The sequence below is a fragment of the Desulfovibrio sp. genome (assembly GCF_034006445.1).
Classification (GTDB): domain Bacteria; phylum Desulfobacterota; class Desulfovibrionia; order Desulfovibrionales; family Desulfovibrionaceae; genus Desulfovibrio.
In genome coordinates this window covers 17153-33609 of record NZ_JAVESS010000025.1, presented here as the reverse complement: position 1 = coordinate 33609, position 16457 = coordinate 17153, and the positions used below count along the sequence as shown (strand labels likewise).

Annotated in this window: 13 protein-coding genes; 7 read left to right on the top strand and 6 right to left on the bottom strand. The window is 59.2% G+C overall.

What is annotated here, in order from left to right:
• The 3 genes from RBR41_RS13375 to RBR41_RS13365 all read right to left on the bottom strand — a co-directional run.
• A partial coding sequence (locus RBR41_RS13375; RefSeq protein WP_320353146.1) for a pyridine nucleotide-disulfide oxidoreductase/dicluster-binding protein occupies nucleotides 1-1927 on the bottom strand: 1927 nt, incomplete at its 3' end.
• A gap of 309 nt (nucleotides 1928-2236) precedes the next feature.
• Nucleotides 2237-4960, bottom strand: coding sequence for a molybdopterin-dependent aldehyde oxidoreductase (locus RBR41_RS13370; protein WP_320353145.1), 2724 nt, complete (start codon nucleotides 4958-4960; stop codon nucleotides 2237-2239).
• 145 nt (nucleotides 4961-5105) lie between these two features.
• The gene (locus tag RBR41_RS13365) at nucleotides 5106-6131 is read right to left on the bottom strand and encodes a molybdopterin-binding protein (RefSeq protein ID WP_413785162.1); all 1026 of its coding nucleotides are present in this window, start codon (nucleotides 6129-6131) and stop codon (nucleotides 5106-5108) included.
• 322 nt (nucleotides 6132-6453) lie between these two features.
• On the opposite strand from RBR41_RS13365, the gene RBR41_RS13360 reads away from it, so the two are divergent.
• The 5 genes from RBR41_RS13360 (at nucleotide 6454) to hcp (ending at nucleotide 11630) form a co-directional block, all read left to right on the top strand.
• On the top strand, nucleotides 6454-6837 hold the full coding sequence (locus tag RBR41_RS13360; protein ID WP_320353143.1) for a DVU3141 family protein: 384 nt from the start codon (nucleotides 6454-6456) through the stop codon (nucleotides 6835-6837).
• A gap of 85 nt (nucleotides 6838-6922) precedes the next feature.
• A complete protein-coding gene (locus tag RBR41_RS13355; RefSeq protein ID WP_320353142.1) occupies nucleotides 6923-8473 on the top strand; it encodes a polysaccharide biosynthesis/export family protein in 1551 nt (516 codons plus the stop codon).
• A gap of 291 nt (nucleotides 8474-8764) precedes the next feature.
• Entirely contained in the window at nucleotides 8765-9502 is a 738-nt protein-coding gene (locus RBR41_RS13350; RefSeq protein WP_320353141.1) for a Crp/Fnr family transcriptional regulator, read from the top strand.
• A 65-nt stretch (nucleotides 9503-9567) separates the two neighbouring features.
• On the top strand, nucleotides 9568-9915 hold the full coding sequence (locus RBR41_RS13345; protein WP_320353140.1) for a cupin domain-containing protein: 348 nt from the start codon (nucleotides 9568-9570) through the stop codon (nucleotides 9913-9915).
• Between the two features lie 89 nt (nucleotides 9916-10004).
• Nucleotides 10005-11630, top strand: a complete 1626-nt coding sequence (gene hcp, locus RBR41_RS13340; protein WP_320353147.1) for a hydroxylamine reductase — start codon at nucleotides 10005-10007, stop codon at nucleotides 11628-11630.
• A 289-nt stretch (nucleotides 11631-11919) separates the two neighbouring features.
• On the opposite strand, the gene RBR41_RS13335 is transcribed toward hcp, so the two are convergent.
• Nucleotides 11920-12996, bottom strand: coding sequence for an MltA domain-containing protein (locus RBR41_RS13335; RefSeq protein WP_320353139.1), 1077 nt, complete (start codon nucleotides 12994-12996; stop codon nucleotides 11920-11922).
• A gap of 90 nt (nucleotides 12997-13086) precedes the next feature.
• Here RBR41_RS13335 and RBR41_RS13330 point away from each other — a divergent pair, with 90 nt between their 5' ends.
• Nucleotides 13087-13518, top strand: a complete 432-nt coding sequence (locus tag RBR41_RS13330) for a thioesterase family protein (protein WP_320353138.1) — start codon at nucleotides 13087-13089, stop codon at nucleotides 13516-13518.
• A 592-nt stretch (nucleotides 13519-14110) separates the two neighbouring features.
• On the opposite strand, the gene RBR41_RS13325 is transcribed toward RBR41_RS13330, so the two are convergent.
• Together RBR41_RS13325 and RBR41_RS13320 are read right to left on the bottom strand one after the other, a co-directional pair.
• Complete coding sequence (locus RBR41_RS13325) at nucleotides 14111-14347, bottom strand: FeoB-associated Cys-rich membrane protein (RefSeq protein WP_320353137.1); 237 nt, start codon at nucleotides 14345-14347, stop codon at nucleotides 14111-14113.
• 456 nt (nucleotides 14348-14803) lie between these two features.
• Nucleotides 14804-15268 carry a transcriptional repressor gene (locus RBR41_RS13320; protein WP_320353136.1) on the bottom strand — a complete coding sequence of 155 codons (465 nt, stop codon included), beginning with the start codon at nucleotides 15266-15268 and terminating at the stop codon, nucleotides 14804-14806.
• Between the two features lie 408 nt (nucleotides 15269-15676).
• Between RBR41_RS13320 and ahpC the strand changes: the two genes are divergently transcribed.
• On the top strand, nucleotides 15677-16243 hold the full coding sequence (gene ahpC / locus RBR41_RS13315) for an alkyl hydroperoxide reductase subunit C (RefSeq protein ID WP_320353135.1): 567 nt from the start codon (nucleotides 15677-15679) through the stop codon (nucleotides 16241-16243).
• Nucleotides 16244-16457: the final 214 nt, after the last annotated feature.

Below are 16457 nucleotides of genomic sequence, written 5' to 3'. Positions count from 1 at the left end.
CATGGGGCAGTTCCCCTGAGCGGTGTGCGGCCATGGCATCCGCAAGTTCGGGCTGGGCGCACCACACAAGGCCGCCATAGCCGCAGCAGGCTGTGGACGCTCCGGTGAGGCGCGGCTCTTCAACACGCGCTCCCGCTCTTTGGGCCAGACTGCGCACCGCCGCGAGCCACGCTTTGTCGTGCCGCGCCGTGCAGGGATCCTGAATGGAAAAAACCTCGGGCAGGCCAGAGCCGCAGCCTCCGGCCATGGCCGGATCGCCGGAAGACGCCGCCCTTCCACCAGACTGCGGGAGCGAGGACGGCAGCGGCCCCTCAGGCAGGCCCATCTGATCCATAACCTCCCAAAGCGACAGGGCTTGCGCCTCGGGCAGGGATTCGCGCAGAGCGGCAAGACAGGACGAACAGGCCGCCATTATGCGCGGTTTGCCGAGGCTTTCCCACGTCTGCCGCAGTTTTGCGGTATGCTCGGCAAAAAGGCTGGCCCGTCCGGCCCACCGGGCCGGAATGCCGCAACAGGAGAGCATGAGGGCCACGCCGGGTTCGGGGCTTGCTGCCATGCGTTCGCGCAGCAGGGCGTACACCTGGGCCACCTGCTCCCCGCGTGAAGCCGCAAGCTGGCAGCCGGGGAAAAACAGCCATGACGGATCACGGCCAGAAGGCAGTGAAGTGTCGGGCAACACAAGGGCGCATTCCGGGCCGGAGGCGCTTTCCATATCCTCCAGGGCAAATTCGTGGGCGGTGGGGGGCATATAGCCTCTCTCCACCATATCCTCACGCGCGGAGAGGCAAAGCTCGGCCATGGAAAAATTTTCGGGGCAAAGCTCTTCACACTGGCCGCACAGGGCGCAGCCGTTGATCAGGGCATTGGCAGTATGCAGGCCCTTGACGATGGAGGCGTTGTTGTGAACCTGCCGCGCATAAACGCGCGGATAGCCTTTGTATTTTTGCAGATAGACGCATTCGCGCACGCAGATCATGCATTCGCACTGCAGGCAGCGGGCAGCTTCCGCCACGGCCTCGTCGGCAGTATACACGACGGCGGCAGGCTCCACACGCGGTACGGGCGCAATGCCGCGCAGATCCGTGTGCAATGCGCCCTGCTCCTTGTTGCGTGCGGCGGTAAGGGACACGCCACTGGTCAGGCGTTCCAGCGTCTGGGCGGCGCGGCGTCCCTGTCCGGCCTGGCGCGACGATGAGGCAAAACTGTGCCCCGTGGGCGTCACGCTGGGCCAGCCAGCACAGCAGACAGTGTCACGCCAGTGCAGGGTTTCCTCGTCCATATCCGCAGCGTCAGGAGCCAGAGCCGGGGCCGCGCCCGCATCCACAAGCACGCCCGCGTATTCCGCAACCGCCTTGTCCAGCAGGGCCTGATCCAGATCGGCAGCAACAAACTGCACCTTCTGGCGCACCAGAAGTTCCATATCTTCGGCCAGAAAATCCTTGGCAAAGGCCCCGTCGCCCTCGTTGCGCAGTTGCGGATAGGCCTCAAGCACTGCCTGGCCGGGCGTTCCGGCATGGTATACCGTTACGGGATACGCCTTGCGCGAAAGATCCCAGGCAGCCGCGAGGCCAGCCAGACCCGCCCCAAGGATGGCTATGCTGAAGCGTTTGGGCGGCAGGGGCAATGGGCGGCCCTGTGGGCCGACCGCCAGCATGCAGGCAAGCTCAAGGCCGTGCATGGCGATGCTGCCGCCAAGGTCGCGCCGCAGACAGACATTTTCACACGGGGCGTCACAAAGGCGCGCCATGGTACCGGGCAACGGCAGATGGCGCTCCACAAGCTTACGGGCCTCGCCGGGCTTGCCCTCGGCCATACGCGCCATGAAGGTGCGTACGTCCAGATCGAAAGGACAGGCTTCGCGGCAGCGCGGGGGGCTTTCCTGTGTACAGCGGGCTTCAATCTCGTGCAGACGCTTTTGATCCATCATGGCGTAAACTCACTGCAAAACCGGCTAGTGTGAAATAAGGGCAACAAGAGCTTTCGCAATCCAGGCTGCGCGCCGTGGCTGCAAGCCCTGGCATGTTCCCTGCCGCAAAAAGGTAGCGGGATTTTCGGGGGAGCCCCCGAAAACCCCGCTCAAACGTATGGACAATACGCCACAAGAGTCTGTACCCCTGCGCGCCAGACAAACCAGTGATCTTTGCGGGTGAGGGCCCGGAAGGAGGGATACAGCGGGTATGGCGCTGCCAGACGCTGCGGCCCTCCTCCCGGATTTTTCCTTTGTTACAACCTTACCCTACTTGGGCATGGCCTCCAAGACCTTTTCAGGACGTGCGGGCAAATGCCGGATGCGCGCGCCGCAGGCATTGTAGATGCCGTTGATGATGGCCGCATGCGGGGCGGTGAGGGGCATTTCGCCCACACCGGATGCGCCGAAGGGGCCGTCCTTGCGGTGGGTCTGCACATACACGATTTCCATATCGTCGGGGATCATCTTGATGCTGGGAACGCCCGAACCGCCCATGGTGCTGTGCTTCTTGAGGTCTTCGTAATCTTCGGTAAGAGCAAGACCAACGCCCTGGGCGAGGCCGCCGTAGATCTGACCGTCAACCACAAGCTTGTTGCAGAGGGTGCCGATGTCGGCCACGCAGACGATCTTTTCAACGGTAGCTTTGCCGGTGGCCACTTCAACAGCCACTTCGGACAGGAACAGACCGTACATGTAGCAGGCGAAAGGCGAACCCTGGCCCTTGCCGTCGCAGTCCTTGGCGGGGGCGCTCCACTTGCCGTCATAGTGCAGCGGGCGGCCTTCGGCCTTCATTTCTTCAGGAGTAAAGAAGCCGCCGCCGGGCTTGCGCATGCCTTCAATGAGCATTTCGCAGGCCACGCGGATGGCGTTGCCCGTGACCACCTGTGAACGCGAACCGCCCGCAGGACCGGAGTTGGGGGTCTTGCTGGTGTCGTTCATGAGCAGGTGAATGTTTTCAGGGGCGATCTTCAGGGGACGCAGAGCTTCGTGGGCCGTGCCCAGCGAACCGGCGTCAGCGCCCTGGCCGTGGTCTTCCCAGGAGTTGCCCACGGTCACGCTGCCGTCCATATTGAGTTCAACCCAGGCTTCGGAGGTGTCCGGCCCGTCAAGGCCAGCGCCGTACACGCCAAGGGCGATGCCCACGCCGCGCTTGACTTCGGCGGTGGAACGCTCCTTCACGCGCTTTTTGGATTCTTCATAGTAGGGGCGCATTTTATCGAACATTTCAGGCAGGCTCATGACTTCAGGAACCTGGCCAGAGGGCGTGGTGTCGCCTTCCTTATAGCAGTTCAGGGCGCGCAGTTCGAAGGGATCCATGCCGAGCTTTTCAGCCAGTTCGTCCATGAGCACTTCAGAGGGGAATTCCGATTCCGGCGCGCCGTAACCACGGAAAGCCGCGCCCCAGCAGTGGTTGGTGGCAACGGTGCGGCCCTGGCCGCGAATGTTGGCAATGCCGTAACCAGCGCCGATGTACTGCGCACCGCGCAGGGTGAGCAGGTCGCCGAATTCGGAATAGGGGCCGTGGTCAACGCTCCAGTCCGTATCCATGGCGAGAATCTTGCCCTGCTTGGTGGCCGCGTAACGCAGCGTGGTCCAGAAAGGCGAACGCTTGCCGGTGTAGTTCTGCTGCTGCTCATAGTTGTAGCGCAGGTGGCAGGGACGACCGGTGGCCATGACGGCCACGCCGATGAGCGCTTCCATGGTGGGGCTGAACTTGTAGCCGAAGGTGCCGCCCGCGGTGTTTTGCACCAGCACGAGATCCTTGGGGAATTCCAGGCCCAGACCGGGAGCGATCATGAGCGCGTGCAGGTGAAGACCGATGGACTTGGAGTGGATGACCACCTGGCCCTGCTCGTTGATGTAGCCGTAACCCACGTCGGGTTCGATGGGCAGGTGCGGCTGGCGCTGGGTGTAGTAGCTGCCCTCGATCACCACGTTATTGGGATCGTTGAAGAAGGGAGCCGTATCTTCGCCCTTTTCTTCAAACTGGTCATAATAGACGTTGGGGGTGCCGGGGTGGATTTCAATGGCGTCAGGGGCCATGGCTTCGGGAGCGCTCATGTATTCGGGCAGCAGCTCCAGGTCAAACTTGACCTTTTCAGCGGCGGCGCGCGCATTGGCTTCGGAGTCGGCACAAACGATGGCCAGGGCATCGCCGTACTGGAAGATCTTCTGGTCGTTAAGGATGGGACGTTCCCAACCGTCACCCTTGTTGGTGGGGAAGGTGATAAGGCCCGTGATGCGGTTTTTGCCCTTCACGTCCTTGTGGGTCAGCACCTTGACCACGCCGGGCATCTTTTCGGCCTCGGCGGTGTCGATGCCCTTGATGAGGGCATGGGAAACCTTGGCCTGGGCCAGGGCCAGATGCAGGGTGTCTTCAGGCATGCGCACGGCAGCGTCCGCGCCGAATTCGGCCACGCCCGTGACCTTGGCCACAGCGCTGGGACGGGGAATGGTGGTGCCCCAGATGCGGCCGTCGGCAGGCATCTTGAAGCTGATTTCTTCAACGGTTTTTTCGCCGCGCATGATGGCGGCCGCGTCCATGACGGCGTCCACCAGGGGCTTGTAGCCCGTACAACGGCAGATATTGTGGTTCTTCTGGAACCAGTCGCGCACGTCTTCACGGCTGGGCTTGATGTTCTCGTCCAGCAAAGCCTTGGCCGACACGATGAAACCGGGGGTGCAAAAACCGCACTGCGCCGCGCCGTGCTGAATCCAGGCGTGCTGCAGGGGATGCAGGTTGGCGGGCGTACCGACACCTTCAAGAGTGGTTATGGCTGCATTGTCAGCCACGCGGCTCATCTTGATGATGCAGGCGCGCGACACCTTGCCGTCAACGATGACGGTACAAGCGCCGCACTGCCCTTTGCCGCAGCCAACCTTGACGCTGGTGAGCTGCAACTGGCTGCGCAGCACGTCCACCAGAGTATCATTGGGGCTGACCAGCAAACGCCGGGGAATGCCGTTCACTACAAGAGTTTTTGGTTCCATGCGCGACTCCTTTATTAATAAATGCCTGTGTATATGCCGACGCGGGATATCCGCGCTCAGGGCCGTGACTGACCGGCGAGTACGCCGTGCTGCTCATCCAGAAACAGCATGATATTTTGACCGTGATACCGTTGCGCCCGCGCCTCTATTTGCCAAAAGGGCACATGGGGTACGTGCACTCAGGGCAACCAGAGCAAAAACCGCCGTGCCCCATGGCCGCCACATCTTCGGGCGTGACCTTGATGCCGGCCAACAGGCGCGGCACCACCAGGTCGAAAATACTGGCCTTGTGGTACATGACGCAGCCCGGCAGCCCCAGAACGGGCACAGGGCCGCGCGGCCCGGTTGCATAGGCCAGAAGAAACATGGCCCCCGGATATACCGGCGCGCCGTAACTGAGCACTTCCGCCCCGGAAGCGCGGATGGCCGTGGGCGTGCGGTCGTCCGGGTCAACGGACATGCCGCCCGTGACCACGATCATGTCCGCGCCCTGATGCAAAAAATCCACAATGGCGGATGCCGTCATGGACACCTCATCACTGGTGAGGGTCTGCCCCATGACAGTGCTGCCCAGTTTGGCGAACTTTTTTTGCAGCACTGGCCCAAAGGCGTCCTGAATGCGGCCGTAGTACACTTCACTGCCAGTGGTCACCACGCCCACTTTGGCGTGCGCAAGAGGCAGCACCTCCATGACGGGGCCGCTGATGATGGACTCCATGCGACGGAGCTTTTCGTCTTCAATCATGAGCGGCACCACGCGCGTGCCTGCCACAGCCCGCCCCTTGGCCACAAACTGCATGCTGTGCAGCGTGGCTATGGTAATTTCGCCCAGGCTGTTGATTTTGGTCAGCGCGGGCACATCAATACGCAACAGGCCGTCACATGCGGCAGAGAGATTGATGCGCCCTTCCTTGGGTTCCCCGGCCACAAGATTTTTGCCCGCCGTGGCGGCCACAATGCGGGCGGCGGCGTCATTTTCATGAACCATGCCGGGGAGCGGTTCGAAAACATAAAGATGCTCCTTGCCTACTTCGAGCAGCACCTTGATATCTTCGGGCCGTACCACATGGCCTTTGCTGAAGACCGGCCCCTTGCTCTCACCGGGCACAATCCGCGTTATATCGTGACAAAGAACACTGCCCACTGCGTCATGAACGTGAATGGTTTTCATGCAAGGTTTTGCCATGAATACTCCTGAATGGTGCTTGATCTGATGCACAGATTAGGCAGATAATACCACCCTCACAACAAAATGCAAAATAAAATTCAGGATTTATAAAGTGTGGACACAATAAGCAACTGGTATCTTATGTGTTACTTTTTTATTTTCCCTGTTTTAGCAAAAAGCGTGACTATTAAACCTTAGTTAAAAGGTATAGTACCCTGCGGGAATTGACAGAGCCCGCATTCTCTGCGACAGGGAGTGGAAGAAAATGATCCGAAATCACGTCAGATGATCATGGCGCAGCGACTCGCCGCCGCCAGGAGTCCGCATGAACACAAACCTCGGTACGTTACGCACTCAGCGCTTTCACCAGCTGGCCACCCTGGCTGCCGCACTTTTTCTCACCCTGCCCCTGGCCGCCTGCGGCTTTGGCGAAAACCCGCAAAAGGCTGAAACACCCCCTGGCCCTGTGGAAAACTTCATGATACTTTCCACCCCCGGCCAGACCACTGTTGTGGACGACGTACAGTTCGGCCAGGGCGTAAACGTGAGCGTTGACGAAGTCTTCACCTCGGCCAAGGGTGAAAACTGCAAACGCGGCACAGTACTGGCCGGGCAAAAAGAAGCCGAAGTGGTGGTTATCTGCCAGGACGAACAGGGACGATGGATCATGGCTCCCAGAGTGTGGGGACAGGGCATCTCCAAGCCGTAATTTCAGCGGGGGCTGACCCCGTAACTATTGCAGGCGCGCGGCGCGGCTCAGCCGCGAAACCGCGCGTCTTATCCTTTGGAACACCATGCTGCAAAAACACTACTTTCTCGCTATCTTGGCGCTGTTGACCCTTTGTGGAGCAGCCCGGGCCGATGACAACGTGCGGCCGTACGCTGCCAATCTTTTTCAGGGCAATTTCGCCCACAACAAGGAAGGCTCCGTCATCGCTCCCGGCGACCGGGTGGTGGTGCGTCTGTGGGGTGGCGACCTTAACGTCGACCGCACCCTGACCGTGGGGCCGGACGGGCACATGAACCTGCCCGAAGTGGGTGATATGCCCGCAGCGGGGCTTGCCTACGACAAGCTGATTGACGCCCTGCGCAGCAAGCTGTCCGCCAACGGGCACCCCGACGTGCAGATCTACGCCGCCCCCCTGGACGCCCGCCCCGTGTCCATCTTTGTGACCGGCGGCGTAGCCCGCCCCGGCAGCTACACCGGCGGCCCCAACGATCCCATGCTCAGCTTTCTGGACAAGGCAGGCGGCCTTGACCCTGTGCGCGGAAGCTACCGCGACATCCATCTTATGCGCGACGGAAAATCCGTAGCCAACCTTGATCTTTACCCCTTTGCTCGCAAGGGCGTACTGCCCGCCGTGCGGCTGCAGGACGGCGATACGCTGGTGGTGGGTGAAAAAGGCCCCACAATCACGGCCACGGGCGTGGTGCGCAATGCGGCACTTTTTGAATTTCCCAAGGGGCAGGCCACCGGGGCGGCTCTCATCGATCTGGCCGAACCCGAAAGCCGCGCCTCGCACATCACGCTCAACGGCACACGCAACGGCGCGCCCTACAGCACATATCTGCCCCTGAAAGACCTGCGCAACCTGCGCCTTGAAGACGGCGACAAGGTGCAGTTCATCGCCGACGCATCGGGCAACACCATAATGATTGAAGTCCAGGGCGCGGTGCGCGGCGCTTCGCGCTTTCCCGTACGCCAGGGCGCGCGCCTGCGCGACGTGAAGAACTTTATTGCCGTGGAGCCGGAGCGCGCCAACCTTGACGCCATGTACATCAAGCGCAAAAGCGTGGCCGTCAGGCAGAAGAAAGCCATTGCCGACTCCCTGCGCCGCCTGGAAGAAACCGCCCTCACCGCCTCTTCGGCCAGTACCGATGAAGCGCAGATACGCGCCAAGGAAGCCGAAATGGTGTCCAAGTTCGTGGAGCGCGCCAAGGCTGTGGAACCAGAAGGCGTGGTGGTGCTTGAAGGCGGCCCGGACAAGGCCGACCTGAGCCTGGAGGAAGGCGACATCATCGTCATTCCCACCAAGAGCGACGTTGTGCTGGTCAGCGGCGAGGTCATGGTTCCCCAGGCCATGCTCTGGGCCAAGAAGAAGGATTCGGACGACTACATCAAGAGCGCGGGCGGCCTGACCAACCGCGCGGACAGCGACAAGATTCTTGTGATGCACCAGAACGGCTCGGTGACGCAGGGCGGCAGCCACATTTCGGCCGGCGACCAGATACTGGTGCTGCCCAAGGTGGAATCCAAGAGCATGCAGGCCGTCAAGGACATCTCCCAGGTGCTCATGCAGGTGGCCATTTCTGCCAGAGTGCTGCTGGGGCTGCCCTCGCTATAATATGCGCCCCGCACCACAAACGATCTTTGCGACAAAAAGCCCGGAAACGGGCTTTTTGTTTTGCAGGCCAAGGAGAAGCGCAAGGCACGGCTTTGCCCTCCATCAGGATAAAACGCTCCAACACGCTCAAGCCACCGGCGCACAGGCTCCGCGCCCCCTGCGAGGACGCGGAAGTGCAGCCTGGATGTCCTGCGCCAACAGGTTGTTCACCCTCCCCAACACGGTCGAGCCAAACTTGGAGGTGTGCATTTTCCAGGCTTTAGTGTACACTGCCATCAGTTCAGAATCGGCATGGCGCCCATTCAATACCGGTTTTTCTCCTCAGGACAGGAAGAACGCATGGATCAGGCCCTGAAAAACTGTGACCTTTTCGCGCATATGACAGCCGATGAAGCCAGACTCTGTCTGGGGTGCAGCGGCGCTGTGGAGGAGAAATACGGCAGGGGGGGGATGGTTTTTTGCGAAACCGATACGCCCACCCGTCTGTTCGTCCTGCTGGAGGGTTCCGTCACGGTGGGACGCGACAGCGCCGACGGCAGACGCGCGGTCATGGCCCGTATTGGCAGTCCTGGCGATCTGTTCGGCGAAGTGTATGTTTTTCTTGATCAGACCACCTACGGCTGTAGCGTGCAGGCCGAAAGTCCGGTGCGGGTTCTGGCCATCCCCGCCAAGTTCTTTTATTCTACCTGTGAAAAGCGTTGCGCCATGCACGCGCAGATCATCCGCAACATGCTCTCGGTCTTTGCGCGCAAGGCATTTTTTTTGACCCGCCGGGTCTCGCTGCTGTCGTCCGGCAGCCTGCGGCGCAAAATCGCCGCCCTTCTGCTGGAGCATCGCGCCCCGGACGGAGCAGTGAACCTGGGCATGAACCGTGAACAGATGGCTGATTTTCTTGGTGTAACGCGCCCGTCCCTTTCGCGGGAACTGGCGGCCATGCGAGACGAAGGGCTGCTGGACATACGCGGAAAAACCATCGCCCTGCCCCACCCCGAACGGCTGAAAGAATTTTACGATTATTTTGTTCCGTAACATATGTTACGGACTCGCTGACTCCCCCTTGCTATACAGGAATCGTCAAAGCCAAGGAGGGGATCATGCAACGCTTCCTCAAAAATCTCGATTACGCCACGGCCCTGCCCCTTGCAGCGCAGGTGGCGTATCAGCCCGGGCAGATAGCCAGCAAGACCCTTGTTCAGAATGCCGCTGTGAGCATGACGCTTTTCGCCTTTGACCAGGGCGAGGAAATCAGCGCACACACCTCCACTGGCGACGCCTTTGTCCTGGCTCTGGACGGTCAGGGGCAGGTCAGCATCGACGGGCAGGCCACCTTTCTCAAGGCAGGTGAAGCCATAGTGATGCCCGCCGGACACCCGCATGCCGTCAGCGCGCCCGAGCGCTTCAAAATGCTGTTGGTGGTCGTTTTTCCCACAGAAAACCCATAAAAGTTTATAGTGACGTGCCCGCCATCGCGGGTTCACCCAAGCCTCCGCTGCAACGGAGTCGCAAGAAGGATACTACCATGAGTAATGCCATGTTCTGCTACCAGTGTCAGGAAACCGTAGGTAACAAAGGTTGCACCCAGGTCGGCGTGTGCGGCAAAAAGCCCGAAACCTCCGCGCTTCAGGACGTGCTGATCTACGTGTCCAAGGGGCTTGGCCAGATCACCACCCGCCTGCGCGCCGAAGGCAAGACCATTGACCACAAGATCGACCAGCTGATCGTGGGCAACCTTTTTGCCACCATCACCAACGCCAACTTTGACGACGACATTCTGGCCGAACGCATCCGCATGACCTGTAAGGCCAAGAAGGAACTGGCCGCCACCCTTGGCGACAAGACCGGCCTCAGCGATGCCGCCCTGTGGGACGCCACCGACAAGTCCGCCATGCTCGCCAAGGCGGGAACCGTGGGCGTCATGGCCACCACTGACGACGATGTGCGCTCCCTGCGCTGGCTCATTACTTTCGGACTCAAGGGCATGGCCGCCTATGCCAAGCACGCCGACGTGCTGGGCAAGCATGAAACCAGCCTTGACGCCTTCATGCAGGAAGCCCTTGCCAAAACCCTGGACGACAGCCTGAGCGTGGGCGACCTCGTGGGCCTTACCCTTGAAACCGGCAAGCTTGGCGTTTCGGCCATGGCCCTGCTTGACGCCGCCAACACCGGCACCTACGGCCATCCCGAAATCACCAAGGTCAACATCGGCGTGGGTTCCAACCCCGGCATCCTTATCTCCGGCCACGACCTGCGCGACCTCGAAATGCTGCTCCAGCAGACCGAAGGCACGGGCGTTGACGTGTACACGCACTCTGAAATGCTGCCCGCCCACTACTACCCCGCTTTCAAGAAGTACGCCAACTTCAAGGGCAACTACGGCAACGCGTGGTGGAAGCAGAAGGAAGAATTCGAAAGCTTCAACGGCCCCATCCTGCTGACCACCAACTGCCTTGTGCCCCCCAAGGAAAGCTACAAGGATCGCGTGTACACCACGGGCATCGTGGGCTTCTCGGGCTGCAAGCACATCCCCGGTGAAATCGGCGAACACAAGGACTTCAGCGCCATCATCGCCCACGCCAAGAAGTGCCCCGCGCCCACGGAAATCGAAACCGGCGAGATCATCGGCGGCTTTGCCCACAATCAGGTAATGGCCCTGGCCGACAAGGTCATTGACGCCGTGAAGTCCGGCGCCATCAAGAAGTTCGTGGTCATGGCCGGCTGCGACGGCCGCGCCAAATCCCGCGACTACTACACTGAATTTGCCGCTGGCCTGCCCAAGGATACCGTCATCCTTACCGCCGGTTGCGCCAAGTACCGCTATAACAAGCTCAACCTGGGCGACATCGGCGGCATCCCCCGCGTGCTGGACGCCGGGCAGTGCAACGACTCCTACTCCCTGGCCGTCATCGCCCTCAAGCTCAAGGAAGTTTTCGGCCTTGAGGACGTGAACGACCTGCCCATCGTCTACAACATCGCCTGGTACGAACAGAAGGCCGTCATCGTGCTGCTGGCCCTGCTCAGCCTTGGCGTCAAGAACATCCACCTTGGACCCACCCTGCCCGCCTTCCTGTCGCCCAACGTGGTCAAGGTGCTGGTGGAACAGTTCAATATCGGCGGCGTGAGCACCGCGCAGGACGACCTCAAGGCCTTCCTCGGCTAGTTCCCACGGGCATTACCCGTACACGCAGAAAGGCGCGCCCCGTAAGGGGCGCGCCTTGTCATTTCGGTCAGCCAGAACAAGTAACCGTTGATATGGTGTGATGCCCGGAAGACGCTGCCCTAACATCTCCGCTTTAGATCAGAACCCCGTTATAATCCACCAAAACATAATAAAAGTTTTAGGGGGAGGGGGCGTGGGGGAGGAGACCCTTTTTCAAAAGGGTCCCTCCCCCACAAAGCATTTCACCGCGAAACTTCTTGCGCGTATCGGGCAGCCCGCGCCGCCGCCCCTATTTTGCCAGCAGCACCCAGGCCGGGCCTTTGGCGTCCAGGTGGCTGGCCACAAAGTTGCCGCGCTCTTCGCCGCCGCAGAACACGTCGATACGGTTCTTTTTGATGGCTCCGCCCACGTCCTGGGCAAAGCCGATGCCGCGCAGGGGGAACTTGCCGCGCTTCTGGTCAGGTATGTTCACCCCATAGGCCACGATTGAACCAAGGGGGATGAAGGTGCGATCCGTGGCCAGTGAAAGCCAGTCGTCCACCACCTGACCCATGGCCCCTGTGGGGCCGCGTCCGCTGTATTTGAAAAAGACGTAGCTCGGATTATCGTTGAGAATTTCGCGCACGCGGTGCGGGTTATCCTTGAACCACTGGCGCTGCTCAAAAATGTCGCCCTGCCTGAGCAGACCTTTTTCACGCATGATGCGGCCCGAGCTTTTGTACTTGTGCCCGTTCTGCCCCGCGTAATTGACAAATGCCTCGGTGCCGTCGTCAAAAACCAGTCGGCCGGAACCCTGAATTTCCAAAAAGAACACGTCCACGGGGTCGGCGGCCCAGGCCAGTTCAAGCTCCTTGCCAGCCAGCACCTGCTTTTCCTCGATGGTACGGCGGTCATGATAGTGGCCACGCTTGGCTATCACGGACTTGAGATCCGGCGGCAGCCCGTAAATGGCCTGGGTATAGCCGGGCTTGCGCGTACGGCTGGCGCGCACCATGGGTTCATAGTAGCCCGAATACTTTATGCCGTCAGGCACTTCCACCCAGGTGAAATTGGCGAGAAAAAGCCCCGGTTCCTTGTCAAGGCGGGGCAAAAGCTCCTGAAGGCGGGTGAGCGTGCGCGAAAGTTCACCCCAGGTCACGGTAAGGCCGGGCCTTTGCACGGCAATGGCGCTCTGGGGCTTGCTGTTGACATAGAGCAAAGACTTGCGCACGGTAGGAGCCATGTCCTTCCAACTGGTCAGGTCCTGGGTGCCGGGCCGCAGGCAGCTCACAAAAAATTCGGGGCTTTCAAAGCCCACTGGCGGCCCCACGTATTCCGGCGCAGGAGGGGCAACCGTTTTGGCGCAGGCCCCCAGTACCAGACACATGAGCAACAATGCCGCAAATCCGCACCTGCGGACGCCCGGTTCCCGGAACGACTCCGGCGCGCACGGCGCATATACATAAGGAGATTTCTTGTGCATGACGCTTTTCCCACTCCTGATATCTGGATGCCTCACCGCGTTTCTTACGGAGAAACGGACACGATGGGCGTTCTTTATTATGCTGAATATTTGCATCTTTTCGAGCGCGGCCGTAGCGAATACATCCGCCGTTGCGGCATGAGCTACGCCGAAGTCGAAAAAAGGGGCCTCATTTTGCCCGTACGTGAAGCGCAGTGCCGCTACCGTTCCCCGGCCCATTATGACGATCTTCTTCTGGTGCGAACAGGCATCAGCGAGTGGACCCGGGCCTCCATGCGCTTTGTATATGAGATATGGAACGAGGACAAGACGCGCCTGCTGGCCACCGGCATGACGCAGCATGCACTGGTAAACAAGGAAGGCCGCCCCGTTGCAGTGCCTGACTGGTTCAGAAGCCTCACTTTTTCAGTCAGCCAGGACAAGTAACTATTTTAAATATACCTCGCAAGGATTGAACGCGCCTGCCGCGCAGCCGCAAGGGCAATTGCGGCCGCGAGGACAGGCGCTGTGGGGGCCAGGCGCTGTGGTGGAGGGATTGAAAAGCATTGTGGGGAAGGCCCCTTTTGCAAAAGGGTCTCCTCCCCCACAGCCCACCCCCTAAAACTCTTATTGTATGGTTCCAGTAGCGCGTAAGGAATGTTGTGCTCCGGGGCGAAGGCTCCAGAAACAGCGCCCACCAGACGTCACAACATTTCAAAGGGAATTTGCTACAGAGACGGCAAACGCCAAGCGGCATCAGCCCGGCACGCATGCACAACAATCAAAACCATCCGCTATGCAGGCGGTTTTGGGTTACCAAAAATGACAGCCCCGGAGAACACTCCGGGGCTGTACTATCTCGTTGCCTGACGCTGCACAACCAGGCCAGGCAACGAGCGGAGGGGGGCTATGACACGGGGGGGGCCGGACGCTGTCAGGGGGCAAACCAGACATCGGAAATGTAGCCATTTTCGGCCGGGATGGAGGCCATGGCGGACGTTACCGAAGCAAGCAGCGTCGGCAAGTTTCTTACAGGGGTTTACACATCCTTCCGATGAACCGGGTCAATACGGTTGGCTTCCAACCGTTGAGCTTCTGCGGCCGACTCCGTAGTTTTAGACGAGCAGCAGGCCATATCCTTGGGTTTGCCGGGACTGCCGCAGCCATCGCAACCGCAACCGCACTGCCCTTTATTTACCGCCCTTACCATGCGGCGAATAACAAAAAATGCCGCACCCGCAATACAAAGCGCCACGACAATCAATTGTGCGTCCATGTAAATCACCTCATGAATGGATACTGCGCCTGACGAAAATGAATGTCAAGTTCGTTAGGCAAGATGCGGTTACGTTTTCATACCTAACCGGAATTGCATGCACTTTTGAGGATAATCGCCTTACCCTTCATGTGTATTTAAGGGAAGGGCAGGTGAAAGACGGGAGGAGTCTGACCGGGCCAGAGTACTTTTGAAGTACTTTGCATTTCCAAGGGTTCATTCTGCCGAAAACCGCATATTCAGCAGCATGACGCCTGTTGCGGGCGCTGCCGCGCATATGGCGTGAGCGCATCTAACCTTTTTTCAAGGCAACTGCGCTAAAAGACAGTAAAACACCGCCGTAAGCCCTGTGGCACGACTGCGACTGCGACTGTGACTGCGACTGCGATTGCGCCTGCACCCTGGCGGCGGGCGCTGCCCTTGCAGTCGTCAGAGCAATTTCAAAGTACAACTGCTCTAGCTGTCTTTTTGGGCAGCTTCGGCCCGGCAGGCTTCGCACAGTCCATAAAGATTATGCACGTGCCCCCGCAGCTTGAATCCATATTTTTCAGCCAGTTCGCGCTGCAGTTTTTCAATGCGCGGGTCGCATATCTCCACAATTTTTCCGCACTGCAGGCACACCAGGTGGTCGTGATGGCTGTCGGGCCTGGCCACTTCATAACGGGTGATGCCGTCGCTGAAGTGGATTTCCATAGCCATTCCGGCATCACAGAGCAGTTTCAGCGTCCGGTATACCGTGGTTTGCCCGATACCAGGATCACGTTGCAGGATATGCTGATAAAATTCTTCAAGCGAATGGTGGCCCGGCAGCTCAAAAAAAGCTTCGGCAATAATGCGCCGTTGCGAGGTGGTGTTCAGGCCCTTGCGGTTCATGAACTCCAGAAAGTCCGCCAGGCAGGCGTCACGCTGTTTTGCTGTCATAATTTGCCTACCCCCGAATCCACACTAAAATATTTTCTCGGTTCGCGCCACGTAAAACAGGCTCTGTTTTTTGGCGGAACCGCTTTTTCACTCAGGCTACAGTGTTATTTGTGACGCACTTTTGGGCAAAAAGCAATGGATTACACATGGCTGTTCGGGGCGGATATCCTGAAAACTCCATAAACGCGACCACTTTGCCCCCACAGCAGGGAGAGCTTACCAAGGGTGGAAGGTACATTCCCATATTTGAGAACGGGCTGTACTCTGCTACACGTAATTCATATCCAGCCTTTCAAGAAACTTTTGTATTTTCTTGACAGCGCTAATAAGATTGAATACTGTTTTCAAAAAGAACTTCCCCACTTGCTTCCGGACGACGCTGCCGTCCGCCAAAATAAGGAAAGCATCATGTCCAATCTGATCAACAAAAAAGTGGAACCCTTCTCAGTTCAGGCATACCAGGCTGGCGAACTTAAAACCGTCTGCGACCTTGATTTGCTGGGGCACTGGTCTGTCTTCTTTTTCTACCCGGCGGACTTTACCTTTGTGTGCCCCACAGAGCTTGAAGACCTGGCAGAAATGTACGACGACTTCAAGAAACTCCATTGCGAAATTTATTCTGTTTCCTGCGACAGCGCCTTTGTGCATAAAGCCTGGGCAGATGCTTCACCCAACATCGCCAAGGTCAAGTACCCCATGCTGGCCGACTGCGCGGGCACGCTGGCGCGTTCTTTCAACGTGCTCATTGAAGACGCCGGCCAGGCGCTGCGGGGCAGCTTTATTGTGAACCCCGAAGGCGTCATCAAGGCGTATGAAGTGCATGACCTTGGCATCGGCCGCAATGCCGAGGAACTGATGCGCAAGCTTGAGGCCGCCCAGTTTGTGGCCGAACACGGCGACCAGGTGTGCCCCGCCCGCTGGAAGCCCGGCAAGGCCACCCTGAAGCCTGGTCTGGATCTGGTGGGCAAGCTCTAGACAGTGTAGTCACGAGCGCCTTTTCAGGCATCTCTTCGTCGAACTTCGCCTTTTATTCCGGTCGAGTACCATCAGAGTACACTCCCTTCATAAAAGGCTTGTTCTTCTTGATATGACTGAAAATTCATCTCGTGACAACACTGTCCAGGGAAAAACTGATTTATTTCGTTTGGCTGTGTTGCTTCACTTTTTTTGAAAAAGTCGGGGACGGAAG